Annotated in this window: 13 protein-coding genes; 3 read left to right on the forward strand and 10 right to left on the reverse strand. The window is 73.0% G+C overall.

Features of this window, described 5'->3' with window-relative positions:
• Positions 1 to 146: 146 nt before the first annotated feature.
• From ACFPFQ_RS30745 to ACFPFQ_RS30755, 3 genes are all read left to right on the forward strand, one after another.
• On the forward strand, positions 147 to 1,607 hold the full coding sequence (locus ACFPFQ_RS30745; protein WP_379625079.1) for an ankyrin repeat domain-containing protein: 1,461 nt from the start codon (positions 147 to 149) through the stop codon (positions 1,605 to 1,607).
• A 94-nt stretch (positions 1,608 to 1,701) separates the two neighbouring features.
• Positions 1,702 to 2,733 carry a leucyl aminopeptidase gene (locus tag ACFPFQ_RS30750; RefSeq protein WP_379625081.1) on the forward strand — a complete coding sequence of 344 codons (1,032 nt, stop codon included), beginning with the start codon at positions 1,702 to 1,704 and terminating at the stop codon, positions 2,731 to 2,733.
• Positions 2,730 to 3,476 carry an aspartate/glutamate racemase family protein gene (locus tag ACFPFQ_RS30755; RefSeq protein ID WP_379625083.1) on the forward strand — a complete coding sequence of 249 codons (747 nt, stop codon included), beginning with the start codon at positions 2,730 to 2,732 and terminating at the stop codon, positions 3,474 to 3,476. Before ACFPFQ_RS30750 ends, ACFPFQ_RS30755 begins: the two co-directional genes overlap by 4 nt.
• Positions 3,477 to 3,746: 270 nt before the next feature.
• On the opposite strand, the gene ACFPFQ_RS30760 is transcribed toward ACFPFQ_RS30755, so the two are convergent.
• The 10 genes from ACFPFQ_RS30760 to ACFPFQ_RS30805 form a co-directional block, all read right to left on the reverse strand.
• A complete protein-coding gene (locus tag ACFPFQ_RS30760) occupies positions 3,747 to 5,051 on the reverse strand; it encodes a geranylgeranyl reductase family protein (RefSeq protein ID WP_379625085.1) in 1,305 nt (434 codons plus the stop codon).
• A 240-nt stretch (positions 5,052 to 5,291) separates the two neighbouring features.
• Complete coding sequence (locus ACFPFQ_RS30765) at positions 5,292 to 6,125, reverse strand: alpha/beta fold hydrolase (protein WP_379625087.1); 834 nt, start codon at positions 6,123 to 6,125, stop codon at positions 5,292 to 5,294.
• Positions 6,122 to 6,751: an isochorismatase family protein gene (locus ACFPFQ_RS30770; protein ID WP_379625089.1), complete on the reverse strand. Its 630-nt coding sequence runs from the start codon at positions 6,749 to 6,751 to the stop codon at positions 6,122 to 6,124. Before ACFPFQ_RS30770 ends, ACFPFQ_RS30765 begins: the two co-directional genes overlap by 4 nt.
• Positions 6,748 to 7,245, reverse strand: coding sequence for a (2Fe-2S)-binding protein (locus ACFPFQ_RS30775; RefSeq protein ID WP_379625091.1), 498 nt, complete (start codon positions 7,243 to 7,245; stop codon positions 6,748 to 6,750). Before ACFPFQ_RS30775 ends, ACFPFQ_RS30770 begins: the two co-directional genes overlap by 4 nt.
• Complete coding sequence (locus tag ACFPFQ_RS30780) at positions 7,242 to 9,599, reverse strand: xanthine dehydrogenase family protein molybdopterin-binding subunit (RefSeq protein WP_379625092.1); 2,358 nt, start codon at positions 9,597 to 9,599, stop codon at positions 7,242 to 7,244. The genes ACFPFQ_RS30775 and ACFPFQ_RS30780 overlap by 4 nt, the downstream gene beginning before the upstream one ends.
• Positions 9,586 to 10,461, reverse strand: a complete 876-nt coding sequence (locus ACFPFQ_RS30785; protein ID WP_379625094.1) for an FAD binding domain-containing protein — start codon at positions 10,459 to 10,461, stop codon at positions 9,586 to 9,588. Before ACFPFQ_RS30785 ends, ACFPFQ_RS30780 begins: the two co-directional genes overlap by 14 nt.
• Complete coding sequence (locus tag ACFPFQ_RS30790) at positions 10,458 to 11,849, reverse strand: MFS transporter (protein ID WP_379625095.1); 1,392 nt, start codon at positions 11,847 to 11,849, stop codon at positions 10,458 to 10,460. The genes ACFPFQ_RS30785 and ACFPFQ_RS30790 overlap by 4 nt, the downstream gene beginning before the upstream one ends.
• A gap of 32 nt (positions 11,850 to 11,881) precedes the next feature.
• On the reverse strand, positions 11,882 to 13,159 hold the full coding sequence (locus tag ACFPFQ_RS30795) for an FAD-dependent monooxygenase (RefSeq protein ID WP_379625097.1): 1,278 nt from the start codon (positions 13,157 to 13,159) through the stop codon (positions 11,882 to 11,884).
• A 131-nt stretch (positions 13,160 to 13,290) separates the two neighbouring features.
• The gene (locus ACFPFQ_RS30800) at positions 13,291 to 13,770 is read right to left on the reverse strand and encodes a MarR family winged helix-turn-helix transcriptional regulator (protein ID WP_379625098.1); all 480 of its coding nucleotides are present in this window, start codon (positions 13,768 to 13,770) and stop codon (positions 13,291 to 13,293) included.
• Between the two features lie 67 nt (positions 13,771 to 13,837).
• Entirely contained in the window at positions 13,838 to 14,509 is a 672-nt protein-coding gene (locus ACFPFQ_RS30805; RefSeq protein ID WP_379625100.1) for a GntR family transcriptional regulator, read from the reverse strand.
• Between the last annotated feature and the right edge of the window lie 33 nt (positions 14,510 to 14,542).

Consider the following 14,542-nt stretch of genomic DNA (forward strand, 5'->3'; position numbering starts at 1 on the left):
GGCCATCATCGCGGTAGGCTCGATGTCGGCGCGCGGCGCGCCCCCGGTCCGCGGGAAGGGCAGAGCCCGGCCGGCACGTCCAGCAGGTGCGGTGGCCGCCACTCCCCTCGGCCCGAAGCGGACCCGGGCATCCGAGAGGAGTCCGCGTGAGCACCGTTCCCCTTCCCCCGACGCCGTCGCTGCAACAGCTGCGCAAGCAGGCCCGCGAGCTGCAGCGCGCGGCGCGTGCCGGTGACCACACCGCGCTCGCCGCCGTCACCGCCCACCATCCGGACCCACCGGCCGGGCCGCTGCCGCTGCATGCCGCGCAGCTCGTGATCGCCCGGCGGCACCGCTTCCCGAGCTGGCCGCGACTGGTGGCCCACCTCGCCGTGGTCGCGGAGTTCCAGCGGGTGCACCGCGACGTCGCCACCGGTGCCGATCCCGCCGCGGCCTTCCTCGACCTGGCCTGCCTCACCTACGCCGTCGACGAGCCGAAGCGCACCGAGGCGGCCCGGATGCTGCTCGCACAGCGACCCGAGATCGCCGCAGCCGGCATCCACGTGGCAGCCGCCTGCGCGGACGCGGACCGGGTGCGCGTGCTGCTGGCAGCCGATCCCGCACTCGCCGGCGCGGTGGGCGGCCCGCAGCAGTGGCCGCCGCTGATGCACCTGGCCTACGCGCGACACGACCCGGACGTCACGCTCGACGCGGTGCTCGACACCGCGCGGCTCCTGCTGGACGCGGGTGCCGATCCCGATGCCGGATTCCTGTTCGACGGCCTGCCTACCCCGTTCACCGTGCTCACCGGTGCCCTCGGTGGCGGCGACCGCGGCCAGCCGGTGCATCCGCACGGGCTCGCGCTCGCCGAGGTCCTGCTGGAAGCGGGTGCCGACCCGAACGACGGCCAGGCCCTCTACAACCGCATGTTCCAGTCCGACGACCGCCACCTGCGCCTGCTGTTCGCCCACGGCCTCGGCACCGGCGACGGCGGGCCGTGGCACGCCCGCATGCCCGATGCCACCGACACCCCGGCGGGCATGCTGCGCGACCAGCTCGGCTGGGCCACGACCCACGGGATGCTCGACCGGATCCGGCTGCTGGCCGCCCACGGCGTCGATCTCTCGGCGCGGCTGCGGACCGGCCGCACCGCGGTGGAGCTCGCCGCCCTCACCGGACGCCCCGACGTCGCGGCGCTGCTGGTCGAGCTGGGAGCCACGGCACCCGCGTTCGGCCCGGTCGATGCGCTCGTGGCGGCCGCACTGGCCGCCGACGCCACGGCCGTCGAGCGGCTGCGCTCCACCCATCCGGACGTGGTGGAGCAGACGCGCCACGCGCACCCCGGGCTCGTCGTGCGGGCCACGGCGCTCGGCAACGTCCCCGCGATCCGGTTGCTGGTCGGGCTCGGGTTCGACGTGAGCGCGCTCGCCAGGGCCGACCTGCCGATCGACCAGCCGTGGGAGACCGCCCTGCACCACGCGGCCGGCAACGGCGACGTCGCCATGGTGCGGGAGCTGCTGGCGCTGGGGGCCGACCGCACGGTCCGGGACCACCGCTTCGACGCGACGCCGCGCGACTGGGCCCTGCATTTCGACCACGTCGGGGCAGCAGCGCTCCTGGAGGGCTGAGAAGCCGCTCCCCCTTGACCTCGGCGCCCGGACAGGGGATCGTCAGTGTTCGGACTATTCGAGCGACTGCCCCGCCGGGTGCCGGGAGGCCTCCATGGATCACAACCTGCTCAATGACATCTGCCTGCAACAGCTCACGCTCAGCGGCGTCCACGAGGGCGAGACGATCTCGGTGCTCACCCGCGGCGACGAGCGCGTCGACTACGCCGACTCCTTCATGTGGGCCGCGCAGAAGCTCGGCGCCGCCACGTTCCACCTGCGGCTGCCCTCCCCTGCGAGCGCGTCGGGCGCGTGGGCGGTCGGTGAGTCCGGACTCGGCACCAACCCGCTCGCCGTCGAGGCGCTGCAACGCACCGACATGCTGGTGGACCTCACGTTCCTGCTGTTCAGCAAGGAACAGTTCGCCATCCAGGACGCCGGCACCCGCATCCTCACCGCCGTCGAACCCGCCCCGCTGCTGGCGCGCCTGATGCCCACCCGCGAGCTGCGCGAGCGCGTCGAGATCGGCGCCGAGCTACTGGTGAAGGCCCAGACCATGCGGATCACCAGCCCGCACGGCACGGACGTCACCTACGAGCTCGGCGTCTACCCGACGATGAGCGAGTACGGCTACACCGACCAGCCCGGCCGCTGGGACCACTGGCCCGCCGCGTTCGTGTTCACCGGCGGCGCCGACGACGGCGTGGACGGCACCATCGTGCTCGCCCCAGGCGACGTCCTGCTGCCCTTCAACACCTACGTCCAGACGCCGGTGCACATCACCATCGAGCGGGGCTTCATCCGCGACATCCGCGGCGGCCTGGATGCGGAGCTGCTGTCCTCCTACATCCGCAGCTTCGACGACCCCCGCGGCTACGGCATGAGCCACGTCGGCTGGGGCCTCGACGAGCGCGCGCACTGGCACGGGCTCACCCAGTTCGGCGGCGGCATGGGCATGGAGCTGCGCAGCTTCTACGGCAACGTCATGTTCTCCATCGGCCCCAACAACGAGCTCGGCGGCCCCAACGACACCCCGTGCCACTTCGACATCCCGATGCGCGGCTGCTCGCTGCTCCTCGACGACGAGCTCATCGTCGACGCGGGCGAGCTGACGGTGCCCGAGATGCGCCCGGCGGCCAGGCGATGACCGATCACCATGTGGGCCTGATCGTCCCCAGCTCCAACCTCACCATGGAGACCGAGCTGCCCCGGATGCTGCACGCCCGGGAGGCCGTCGATCCGGAGCACCGGTTCGTCTTCCACGCCGCCCGCGCCCGGATGCAACAGGTCACGCCCGAGCAGCTGCGCGCGATGAACGCCCAGTCCGAACGCGCCGCCGCGGAACTGGCCGACGCCCGCCCCGACGTCGTGGCCACGGCCTGCCTGGTCGCGATCATGGCCCAGGGCCCGGGGTACCACTGCACGGCGGAGGAGGCGATCACCACGACGCTGCGGAGCGAGGGGTCGCAGGCCCCGGTCGTCTCCAGCGCGGGCGCGCTGATCGCCGGCATCCAGGCGCTGGGGGCGAAGAAGGTCGCGATCATCACCCCGTACCTGAAGCCGCTCACCCAGCTGGTGGTCGACTACCTGCAGGACGCGGGCATCGAGGTCCTCGACGCGCTGTCGCTGGAGATTCCCGACAACCTGGCGGTCGGGCGCCTCGACGCCGACGACCTGCGGGAGCACTGGCGCAAGCTCGACATGACCGGCGCCGACGCGCTCGTGCTCTCCGCATGCGTCCAGATGCCGTCACTGGCCGCGATCCAGCCGGTGGAGGACGAGGCGGGCATCCCGGTGCTGTCCTCGGCCACCGCCACCACGTTCCGGATCCTGCAAGAGCTGGGGCTGCCGACCACGGTGCCGAACGCGGGACGCCTGCTCGCGGGCTGATCCGCCCCGCCACCCGTCCGTGCCGCCCGTTGCAGGACGGCGGCCGCCGGGCTCGCCGCCGAGCGCGCACTGGCTCATGATCGAACCCGAACCTGTGAGCGTTGATCACGCGACCGGCGCGCGGCAGGCTCTCGCGTGGCGGGAAGGCCCCTTCGCGCGGCGATGGCAGGAAAGCCACTTTGCCGCAACGACGTTGCAGGAAAGTGGCTTTCCTGCAACGTGACGGCGAGGCGCCGGGTGGGGAGGCGCCGGGTGGGGTGGTGCAGGCCGTCAGGAGCCCGCGGCCACCAGCGGCGTGCGCAGGTCGGCGGCCGGGAACGGCGGCCGGTCGTCGAAGCGCAGCGAGAGCTTGCCCGCCGCCCGCCACGCCCGCGCCGTCAGGTCGCGGTCGGCGTCGGTGACCAGGTTGCCCATCACCCGCAGCGCCACCGTCATCAGGCCGCGTGACCGCATGCCCACGGGGCCGGCCAGCGGCAGCAGCCTCGGCAGCGTCAGCAGCCCGGCCAGGCGCCGCGCGATGGAGAACGCCTGCCCGTAGTGGGTGCGCAGGGTCGCGGGCCAGGCCACGCCGAGCTCGCGCTGCCCGACCATCAGCTCCGCCACCAGCCGTCCGGTCTCCAGGCCGTAGTCGATGCCCTCGCCGTTGAGCGGGTTGACGCAGCCGGCTGCGTCGCCGATGAGTGCCCAGTTGGCACCGGCCACATGCGACACCGCACCGCCCATCGGGAGCAGCGCCGAGGCCTGCGCGCGCACCGGGCCGTCGAGCTGCCAGTCCTCGCGGCGGGCGTCGGCGTAGTGCTCGATCAGGCTGCGCAGCCGGATCTGGGCGGGCCGCTTGGCCGTGGCCAGCGTGCCGACGCCGATGTTGACCTCGCCGTCCGAGAGCGGGAACACCCAGCCGTACCCGGCCAGCACCTCGTTCTCCTCCCCGCGCAGCTCCAGGTGCGAGGAGATCCACTGGTCGTCGCTGCGACCGGAACGGATGTAGCCGCGCGCCGCCACGCCGAACGCCGTATCGCGGTGCCACTCCCGGCCCAGCACCCGGCCCAGCGTGGACTTCGCGCCGTCGGCGACGATCAGCCGGGAGCAGTCGACGGTGTGAGTCTCGTTGCCGCGCCGGAAGACCACGCCGGTGACGCGATCACCGGCGCGCACCACGTCGACGGCGCGGGCGCCCTCGAACGGGACGGCACCGGCCTGCACCGCCACCTCCCGGATGCGCGCGTCGAGCTCGAGGCGCGGTACCGCGCTGCCGTACGCGGGCAGGGAGCCACCGGGCCACGGCAGCATCAGTTCCTGGCCGAACCCGGCGGCGCGCAGGCCGCGGTTGGTGCCGTGGGTGCGGATCCAGGGGCCCAGGCCGAGCTTCTCCAGCTCCGCTATGGCGCGCGGCGTCAGGCCGTCGCCGCAGGCCTTGTCGCGCGGGAACGTGGCGGCGTCGGCGAGCACGACGTCGAGGCCCGCGCGCGCCGCCCAGGCCGCGGCCGCCGCTCCCGCCGGGCCGGCACCCACGACGAGGACGTCGGTGGCGGTGGGCGGTGCGGACGGAGCCGGAGCTGCGGAGGCGGACGACACCCCACCAGTATCCCGGGCCCGCACCGGTGCCGCGCTGTGACGTCCGGTGCAGTGCGCCTTCGCCGGTGGCCGCGCACGCGTCAGGCACTCGCATTGCAGGAAGGCCCGGGGGCGTTGCCTGCGGTCCCGGGATGTCCCCGCTGGCGGGCCGGCTTCGCGCGGCGATGGCAGGAAAGCCACTTTCCTGCAACGACGTTGCGGGAAAGTGGCTTTCCTGCAACGGGGCCGGTGCGGGGGGCCCTACACCAACCGTTCGAGCACCCCCCGCAACAGGGCGAGTGCCGCGCCGGGGTTGTCCCAGAACACCATGTGCCCGGCATCGGGGATCTCGACGAACCCGGCGGCGGGGTTGGCCGCCGCCGCCTCCACCACCCCGGCGGCGGTCACCACCGGGCTGTCGGCCCCGTGCACCAGCACCGCGGGCGCCGGGACCGACGGCCATGCGGAGAAGAAGTCCTCGCTCTCGAAACCCTCGTGCGTCGCGACGATCGCGGCCTCGGCGCAGCTGGAGAGCCACCGGGCCCGCAGCTCCTGCTCGGCGCGCGGCCACCGCGGCCAGGCGGCGGCCACCTCGTCGGCGTCGGTCCCGCGCTGCGCCTGCGCGAGCTGGCCGCGGAACGCCGCAAGCGTGGTCGGGTAGGGACCCCGGCCGGGCCCGCTCATCGGCGGGTCCACGAGCACCGCGCCGCGCAGGTCCGCGCCCCCGGCCGCCACCACCGCCGCGATCCGGGCGCCCATCGAGTGCCCCATCAGCAGCGGCCGCTCCAGCTCCAGCCCGGCGATCACCGCGCGGGTGTCGGCGGCGTAGTCGTCGAGCGTCCAGGACGAGCCCGTGTCCGACAGGCCACGCCCCCGCACGTCGACGACGACCGGGCGCACGAGGTCGGTCAGCTCGCGCGCGACGAAGTCCATGGTGATCGCCGGGCTCGTGATGCCGGGCAGCAGCACCAGCGGCACGCCGGGCCCGCCGTAGTCGAGCACGTGCAACCGCACCGCGCCCGAGCGCACCCAGCGGCTGGTGGCGGGCACGTCGGCGAGGTCGGCCAGCGCGGCCTGCAGCACGGAGCGGGTCACGCGGGAAGGCCCTTCAGGTACGCGACGGCGTCGGCGACGTCGATCACGTCGCCGTACTTGGCCTGGATGTCGAAGAGGTTGGCCTCGTGCGGCGCCTGCGCGCGGTCGCCCACGCACTGGCGCGGCACGAGCACCGAGAACCCGGACTGGACGGCGTCGACGGCGCTCGCGCGCACGCACCCGCTGGTGGTGGCGCCGCAGATCAGCACCGTGTCGACCCGCAGCCCGGTCAGCAGCGCGGCCAGCGTGGTGCCGAAGAACGCCGAGGCACCCTTCTTCGTGATCAGGTGGTCGCGCTCCTGCACCGGCAGCCGGGCGTCCAGGTCGACCTGCGCGCTGCCCGCCCGCAGCGCCCGCATGCCGGGCGCCTTCGTCAGCCACGTGACGCCGTCACCGTCGGCCTCGGCCGGGGTGAAGGCGATCGTCGTGAAGACGACGGGCACCCCGGCCGGGCGCCCGGCCTCGATCAGCTCCGACGTCGCCGCCACCACGGCCGCGAGATCGGACCCGGTGGGGGCGTCGGGGTCGGTGAAGCCGTTGGTCAGGTCCACGACCACGATCGCCGGACGCTCACCGCGCCGGACCGTCGCGCCGAACCCCGCCCGTGCATAGACCTCGCTGGTCATGCGCTCTCCCGTTCCGGTACCCGGCGGGCACGGGCACACTCGTCAATGGCTTCGACGATCGTCTGGTAGCCGGTGCACCGGCACAGGTTCGCGGCGACGACATCCCGGATCTCCTCCTTGGTCGCGTCCGGCCGCTCGGCGAGGAACCCCTCGGCCAGCATGAGGAAGCCGGGCGTGCAGAACCCGCACTGCAGGCCGTGGTTGGCCGAGAAGCACTGCTGCAGGTCGTTGAGGGTGCCATCGGGTGCAGCCAGCGACTCGACGGTGCGGACGTCGGCGCCCTCGGCCTGCGCCGCGAACATCAGGCACGCCCGCATCGGAGCGCCGTCCACCAGCACCGTGCAGGCCCCGCAGACGCCGTGCTCGCACCCCACATGGGTGCCGGTCAGCCCCAGGTCGTGGCGCAGGACGTCGACGAGCGTGCGGCGCGGTTCGATCGCCAGCTCGTGGCGCTCGCCGTTGACGGTCAGCTCGATCAGCTGGACCTCGTTCACAGGACCTCCAGTGCCCGGTAGATCGACTCCCGCGCGATCGGCGTGTCGTCGAGCTCGACGCCGGTGGCGCGCAACGCGTCGTTGACGGCGTTGAGCACCGCGGCGGGCGCGCCGATGGTGCCGCCCTCCCCCGCGCCCTTGGCGCCGCTCTCGGTGAACGCGCACGGTGTCTCGAGGTGGTGGATCAGCACGTCGGGGATCTCCGCGGCCGTCGGCACCTTGTACTCCATGAAGCTCGGCGCCATCGGCTGCCCGGCGTCGTCGTAGGTGACCTGCTCGAACAGCGCGCCCGCGATGCCCTGCGCGATGCCGCCGCGGCACTGCCCCTCCACCACCTGCGGGTTGATCGCGACGCCGCAGTCCTCGACGCAGACGTAGCGCAGGATCTCGACGCCGCCGGTGCCGCGGTCCAGCTCCACCACCACGCCGTGGGTGGCGTTGGAGAACGTGCCGTCCCCCGCCACGTCGAAGCTCGCGGTGGCCGTCAGGCCCGGGCCGACGCCCTTGGGCAGCAGGTGCGCCCGCAGGTACGCGACGTCGGCGATATCCGCATAGGACAGTCGACGGCCGTGGTCGTCGCGCAGTCGCACGCCGCCGTCGCCGTCGAGCTCCACGTTGTCGACGTCGGCCTCCAGCAGGTGCGCGGCGATCTCGCGCAGCTGCTCGCCCAGCTTCACCGAGGCCGCCGCCACCGCGCTGCCGCCGATCGTGACCGAGCGGCTCGCGAACGATCCGAACCCGTAGGTGATCCGGTCGGTGTCGCCCTGCACGATCTTGACCTGGGCGATGTCGAGCCCGAGCCGGTCGGCCACGATCTGCGCCATCGTCGTCTCGTGGCTCTGCCCGTGGCTCATCGTGCCGGTGGTGACCGCGACCGTGCCGGAGGTGTCCATCCGGATCTCGGAGATGTCGAAGCCGGGCACCACCAGCATCTTGCGCTGCGCGAACGCGCCGGAGCCGTAGCCGGTGCGCTCGGAGAAGCAGGCGTAGCCGATGCCGATCACCCGACCCGGCTCCGCCCGCACGTCGTACCAGCCCTCGTCGCGCACCACCTGCTCGCACAGGTCCAGCGACTCCCGGTAGGAGCCCGGGTCGTAGGTGATGCCGTTGATGCCGGTGTAGGGGAACACGGTGATCACGTTGCGGCGCCGGATCTCGACGGGATCCATGCCGAGCTCACGCGCGGCACGTTCCATCAGCCGCTCGACGACCATCACGTACTGCGGGCGGCTCACCCCGCGGTACGGGCCGGTCGGCGCCTTGTTGGTGGTGACGGCCCGGCCGCGCACCCGGTAGGCGGGCACCCGATAGACCCCCGGCATCTCCGCCGACGCCATCAGCGGCTCGATCCCGGCCGTGAACGGGTAGCAGGAGTACGCGCCCATGTCGCACACGACATCGGCGTCCAGCCCCAGGATGTGGCCCTCGGCGTCGAACGCGGCGCGCACGTCGTAGCGCTGCTCGCGGGCGAGGAACGCCGCGGTCAGCGCGTCCTTGCGGTCCTCGATCCACTTCACCGGACGCCGCAGCCTCAGTGCGGCCGCGGCGGCGGCGATCTCCTCGCGGCCGACCACGCACTTCTGCCCGAACCCGCCACCCATGTCGGGCACGGTGACGCGCACCTGCTGCTCGTCGAGCCCGACGCAGCGCGCGAGCACGGTGCGCACCTGGTGCGGGATCTGGGTGGCGGTCTGCACGCGCAGCTGCTCGTCGCGGTCGTCCCAGTCCGCGACGACGCCGCGGGTCTCGAGCGGCAGCGCGTTCTGCCGACCGGTCTTGGTGCGGACCCGCACCACGCAGGCGGCCTCGGCGAACACGTCGTCGATGCCCTCGGTGGCGAACAGCGCGACGTCGACGAGCGTGTTGGCCGGTGCGTTGTCGTGCACGAGCGCGGCACCGGTGGCGAGCGCGGCGGTGTCGGAGACGATCGGCGACAGCTCGTCGTACTCGACGACCGCGTACTCCAGCCCGTCCTCGACCGCGTACGGGTCGGTGGCGACGACGATCGCGATCGGCTCGCCGACGTAGCGGACGCGGTCGCGGGCCAGCACCGGCATGCCGGTGGGCACGAACTCCTCGATCGGACGGTCCAGCAGCGCCGTGATGTCGCCCAGGTCCAGGTCGGCCGCGTCGAACGCGGCGACGACGCCCGGCACCGCGCGCACCTCGGACAGGTCGACCGAGACGATGCGGGCGTGGGCGACCGTGGCCCGGACGAACTGGGCGTGCAGCATCCGCGGCAGGTCGATGTCGTCCACGAACCGGCCCCGGCCCGCGAGCAGGCGCGGGTCTTCGCGGCGGCGCACCGAGGCGCCGACCCAGGTGCCGTCGCGTCCCATCTCAGGGGGTCTCATCGGCCTCCTCACAGGCTCGTTCGACGAGGGTGCGCACCAGCCCGCGGCGGTAGTGCGCGCTGACCCCGGGCTCGTCGCGGGGGTCGATGGCGGCGGCTGCTGCGGTGGCGGCGCGGCGTGCCGGGGTGTCCAGCGGGGTGACATCGCTGACGTTGGACGTCAGTGATGTCACCCCGCTGGAAGATCCACCCGCCAGCTCCGCCGCCGCGGCCGGCACCCGCAACGGGGTGGTGCCCACCCCGCCCAGCACCACGCGCGGGGCGTCGAGATCCACCGCGGCGGCGACGATGGCGAAGTCACCCCGCCGCTCCGCGAACTCCGTCAGCGCCGCCCGCGGTGCGGGCCGCGGGAACACGATCTCGACGATCAGCTCGTCGGGCTCCAGCGCCGTGGTGAAGACGCCCTGGAAGAAGTCCGCGGCCGCGATCTCGCGGCGCCCACCCGGCCCCTCGACGACGATCACGGCGTCGAGCAGGACGGCGAGCAGGCACCACTCGGCCGTCGCGTCGGCGTGGGCCAGGCTGCCGCCGATCGTGCCGCGCGTGCGGATCGGCAGGTGGCCCACCCAGCGCATCGTGCGCGAGAGCACCGCGAAACCGGCGCCCAGATCGGCCGTCTCGACGGCGTGGTGGGTCACCAGCGCACCGATGCGCAGGATGTCACCGTCGCGGCGGATCGTGTCGAGCCCGGGCACCCGCGCGATGTCGATCAGGTGCTCGGGCCGGGCGAGGCGGAAGTTCATCATCGCGACCAGGCTCTGCCCGCCTGCGATGATCTTGGCGTCGTCCCCGAGCTCGGACAGCAGCCCCACCGCGCCGGCGACGGAGCCGGCGCGGTGGTAGGTGAAGGACGCAGGCTTCATGCGACGGTGGAGGGCTGCGCAACGGTCGGCACGGCCTCGTCCCCGGTGACGCGGTCGAGCTCGCGACCCGCGGTCTCCGGACCCGACACGGCCATCCAGATCACCGCGACGACCACCAGCACGGCCAGCGCGGCGAACGTCAGCGGCAGGCCCAGCAGCGGCCAGAGCACGCCGCCGAACACCAGCGGGATGAACCCGCTGACCACCCGGCTCGCCGAGGACGCCCAGCCGAACCCGCTGGCCCGCAGCTCGGTCGGGTAGAGCTCGGAGACGTAGGCGTACATCACGGGGATCACCACCAGCACCACCGCACCGAACACGGCGAGCATCGTCACGGCCGCGGCCGGCGCGCCCAGCACCATGGCGAACACCGTGAGGCTGATCGCGGCGAGCGGTCCGGCCACGCCGATCACCCACTTGCGGCCCACCCGCTCGACCAGCAGCACCGCCGCGGCCACACCCAGGATGCCGAACGCGTTCATCAGCGTGGCGGTGGCGAAGGCGGCGTACTCGCCGAAGCCCTGCGTCCGCAGGATCGACGGCATCCAGGTCACCGCGGCGTAGTAGGTGGTCATGACGCTGACGAACAGCAGCCACGCCATGCCGGTCAGCACCGGGTTGAAGGCCCAGATCCGGCGCAGCTGGTCCAGCGCGGCGGCCGGGCCACGCAACCGCCTGCCCACCTCGACGGCCTTGATCTCGTAGGGCTCGACCACGCCGCCCGTGCGGGCCACCATGTCGTCGATCACCGCACGGGCCTCGGACTCGCGCCCGGACCGGGCCAGGTAGATCGGCGACTCGGGGATGCCACGGCGCACCCAGAACAGCAGCAGCGCGGGCAGCACCATCAGGGCCAGCGCCCAGCGCCAGCTGCCGGGCAGCGGCAGCAGCAGCGTCGACGCGACGCCGGCCAGCGTGGCTCCGATCGGCCACCACCCGTCCATGCCGGCGAGCACCCGGCCGCGCTGCTTGCGCGGGGAGAACTCCGACACCAGCGCGTAGTCGACGGGGATGCAGCCGCCGAGCCCGACACCGGCGAGGAAGCGCAGCACCAGGAACACCCAGTAGGACGGCGACAGCGCGCCGAGCACGGAGAACAGGGCGAACGCGAGCAGCGTCAGGCTGAACGCCTTCTTGCGCCCGAGCCGGTCGGCCACGGTGCCCCAGGCGACGGCGCCCACAGCCATGCCGACGAGGTTCGCGGTGGCCACGAGGCCGCGCTCACCGGTCGTCAGGCCGAACTCCTGGCCCAGCAGCGGTGTCAGGAAGCCGTTGAGCGCGACATCCCAGGCATCGAACATGTAGCCGAGCCCGCCGATGATGAAGATCTTTCCTTGCACTCCCCACTTCCAGGGGAGGTCCTGCACGACCTGGTCGCCAGTACGCATGTCGGGTCTCCGGTTGTGTGGCGGGAAGGGGATCAGCGCACGAACGGGTAGGAGAAGGACTCGAGATCGGGGTTGTTGAGCGGGGTGCCGCGCCACAGCCAGTCGTAGGACACATCGGACTCGCCGCTGAACGTGCGCAGCTGCGCGTCGCGCGCCTCCTGCTCGGGGCCGTCGGGCAGGTGGTAGAAGCGCATGTTCTCCAGCGACGCGTCCTGCACCATGCCGGCGTGGGTGGCGCGCCGGGACACGTACCGCACCAGAGCGCCCGCGATGCCCGACCGGGTCACCGCGCCCAGCTCCTCGGCGAGCACGGCGGCGTCCTCCATGGCCTGCGAGGCGCCCTGGGCCTGGTAGGGCAGCATCGCGTGGGCGGCGTCGCCCAGCAGCGCGACGTGCCCGTCCACCCACACCGGGTCGCGGTGGCGGCGGTACATCGCCCAGCTCGACGCGTCGCCCTCGGCCTTGGACAGCATCGACGCCACCCGGTCGTCCCAGCCGGGGAAGCTCTCCACCAGCTCGTCCGCGCTCGCGGGGGCCGTCCACGTCGACGGGTCGTCGTCGCGGACGTCGAGGGTGTTGGGCACGATGGCGACCACGTTGAGGAACTCTCCGCCACGGATCATGTAGTGCACGAGGTGGCGGTCCGGCCCGTACCAGATCGTGGAGTGGTACCGGTCGAGCAGGAAGCGCGTCGCCGGATCGGCGGCGATCTTGTCACCCGGGATCAGGGCCCGGAACGCCATCTCTCCGGAGAACACGAGCGTGTCGGGCAGGCCCATCGCGTCGCGCACCGCGGAGCGGATGCCGTCGGCCCCGATCAGCACGTCGGCGTCGAAGCGGCGGCCGTCGGCGGTGACGGCGACGGGGCGCTCGGCGTCACTGCCGTCGATGTCGACGACCCGGGCGTTGGTGAACACCTGCACGACCGGTCCGGCGCCATCGGGGTCGAGGCAGGCGTCGAGCAGGACGCGGTGCAGGTCGGCGCGGTGGTAGTGCCAGTACGGCGCGCCGTACTCCTGCTTGACGCGGTCACCGAGCGGGAGCTGGGCGATGATGCTGCCGTCCTGCCAGCGGCGCCGGACCTGGTCCAGCGGCTCGGTGCGGATGGCGGCGAGGTGGTGGCGCAGGCCCAGGCCCAGCAGGATCCGGCTGGCGTTGGGCGCCGTCTGGATCCCGGCGCCCACCTCCCCCAGCTGCGGGGCCGACTCCAGCACGGTCGTGCGCAGGCCACGGCGGCGCAACGACAGGGCGGTGGTGAGGCCACCGAGACCGCCACCGGCGATGGTGACGGTGAACGACTGGCTGGTCACAGGTTCCTCCACGGCGCTCGACGGGTGTGCGCGCAGAGATAATCCGAACACTGACGATCTGGTTTGGCAAGCCCTGATGTGACCTGTAACGCATCAGAAACCTGGCAAGCGGGCCCGACGACGGCCCGGAATCAGTCCTCGACCAGGCTTTCCCAGTGTTCCGAGAGCTTCGTCAGCTCGCGCAGGATCGACTCCTGACGCGGCGCGTCGTAGCCCTGCATCAGCACGACGTCGAGCTCGCGGGCCCGCCGATCGGCGTCAGCCAGCGCCTCGGCCCCGGCGGCGGTGAGCGTCAGCATCCGCTTGCGGCCGTCCGCGGCGGGCTTCTCCCGGGTGATCAGCCCGCGGTCCTCGAGCCTGCGCACGATGCTCGCCATCGTGGAACGGTCCAATGCCACGGCGCGGGCGAGGTTGCCCTGCTCCACCCCGGGATAGGCGTTGACGGCCGTCAGCACGGCGAACTGCGGGCCGGTCAGCGTGGCGTCCACCATCCGGACCCACGCGGCCACGTACGCCTGGTGCAGCCGTCGGGCGACGTAGCCCGGGGCCGCGAGCAGTTCGGGCGGGGCCGGGAGGCCGCCGGGGCCCGTCGTTCGTTGATCGCCAACCACGGTGGCAACTCAACCATGTCGAGCGGGCCCGCCCGCGGAGGCTCGCGCCCGACCGTGCCACCCGGAGCTACATGACCTCGCGGACCGCCTTCTCGAACCCGATGACGTGTTCCAGCGCCAGTGCCGACGCCCGCTCGGGGTCGCCCGCGATGATCGCCTCGAGCAGCGCGTGGTGCTCGCCGATGTGCCCGGCCAGTCCCGGGAGCCGGTCGAGGAACAGGCCCCAGATGCGGGTGGCGAGGTTGTCCTGGCGGATGAGGATGTCCTCGAGGTGGGGGTTGCCCGCCGCCCGGTAGATCGTGCGGTGCACGTTGACGTCGCGGCGCAGCAGCTCGTGGCGGTCGGTGATGTCGGGCGTGGCGGCGATCGAGGCGGCGACCTCGACCAGGTCGGCCCGGATCGACGCCGCCGGGTTGCGCGCGGCCCTGGCCGCGGCGAGCGGCTCGAGCTCGGCCCGGATCTCGGAGATGTGCGCGAGGTCGGCGATGTCGACGGCCGTGGCGAACGTGCCGCGCCGCGGGTAGGCGACGACCAGGCGATCGCCCTCCAGTCGCTTGAGCGCCTCGCGCACCGGCGTGCGCCCGGTCGCGAGCTCCCTGGCCAGCAGCTCGTCGTTGAGCGGCTCCCCGGGGCGGATGTCGAGCATGATCAACCGATCGCGGATCGCCTCGTAGGCCCGGTCGGCGAGCGACACCGTCGACGCCCACGGCTGCGCGGTAGCCCGCTCTGCGCTCGTCACGCGAACCTCCCTTGACCGCCCCCAACAGTGCGC

This window comes from Pseudonocardia sp. GCM10023141, from assembly GCF_042653605.1.

Coding starts and splice junctions, on each gene's coding strand:
- ACFPFQ_RS30750 (WP_379625081.1), top strand. CDS start 1,702: ATGGATCACAACCTGCTCAATGACATCTGCCTGCAACAGCTCACGCTC.
- ACFPFQ_RS30755 (WP_379625083.1), top strand. CDS start 2,730: ATGACCGATCACCATGTGGGCCTGATCGTCCCCAGCTCCAACCTCACC.
- ACFPFQ_RS30770 (WP_379625089.1), bottom strand. CDS start 6,751: ATGACCAGCGAGGTCTATGCACGGGCGGGGTTCGGCGCGACGGTCCGG.
- ACFPFQ_RS30780 (WP_379625092.1), bottom strand. CDS start 9,599: ATGAGACCCCCTGAGATGGGACGCGACGGCACCTGGGTCGGCGCCTCG.
- ACFPFQ_RS30785 (WP_379625094.1), bottom strand. CDS start 10,461: ATGAAGCCTGCGTCCTTCACCTACCACCGCGCCGGCTCCGTCGCCGGC.
- ACFPFQ_RS30790 (WP_379625095.1), bottom strand. CDS start 11,849: ATGCGTACTGGCGACCAGGTCGTGCAGGACCTCCCCTGGAAGTGGGGA.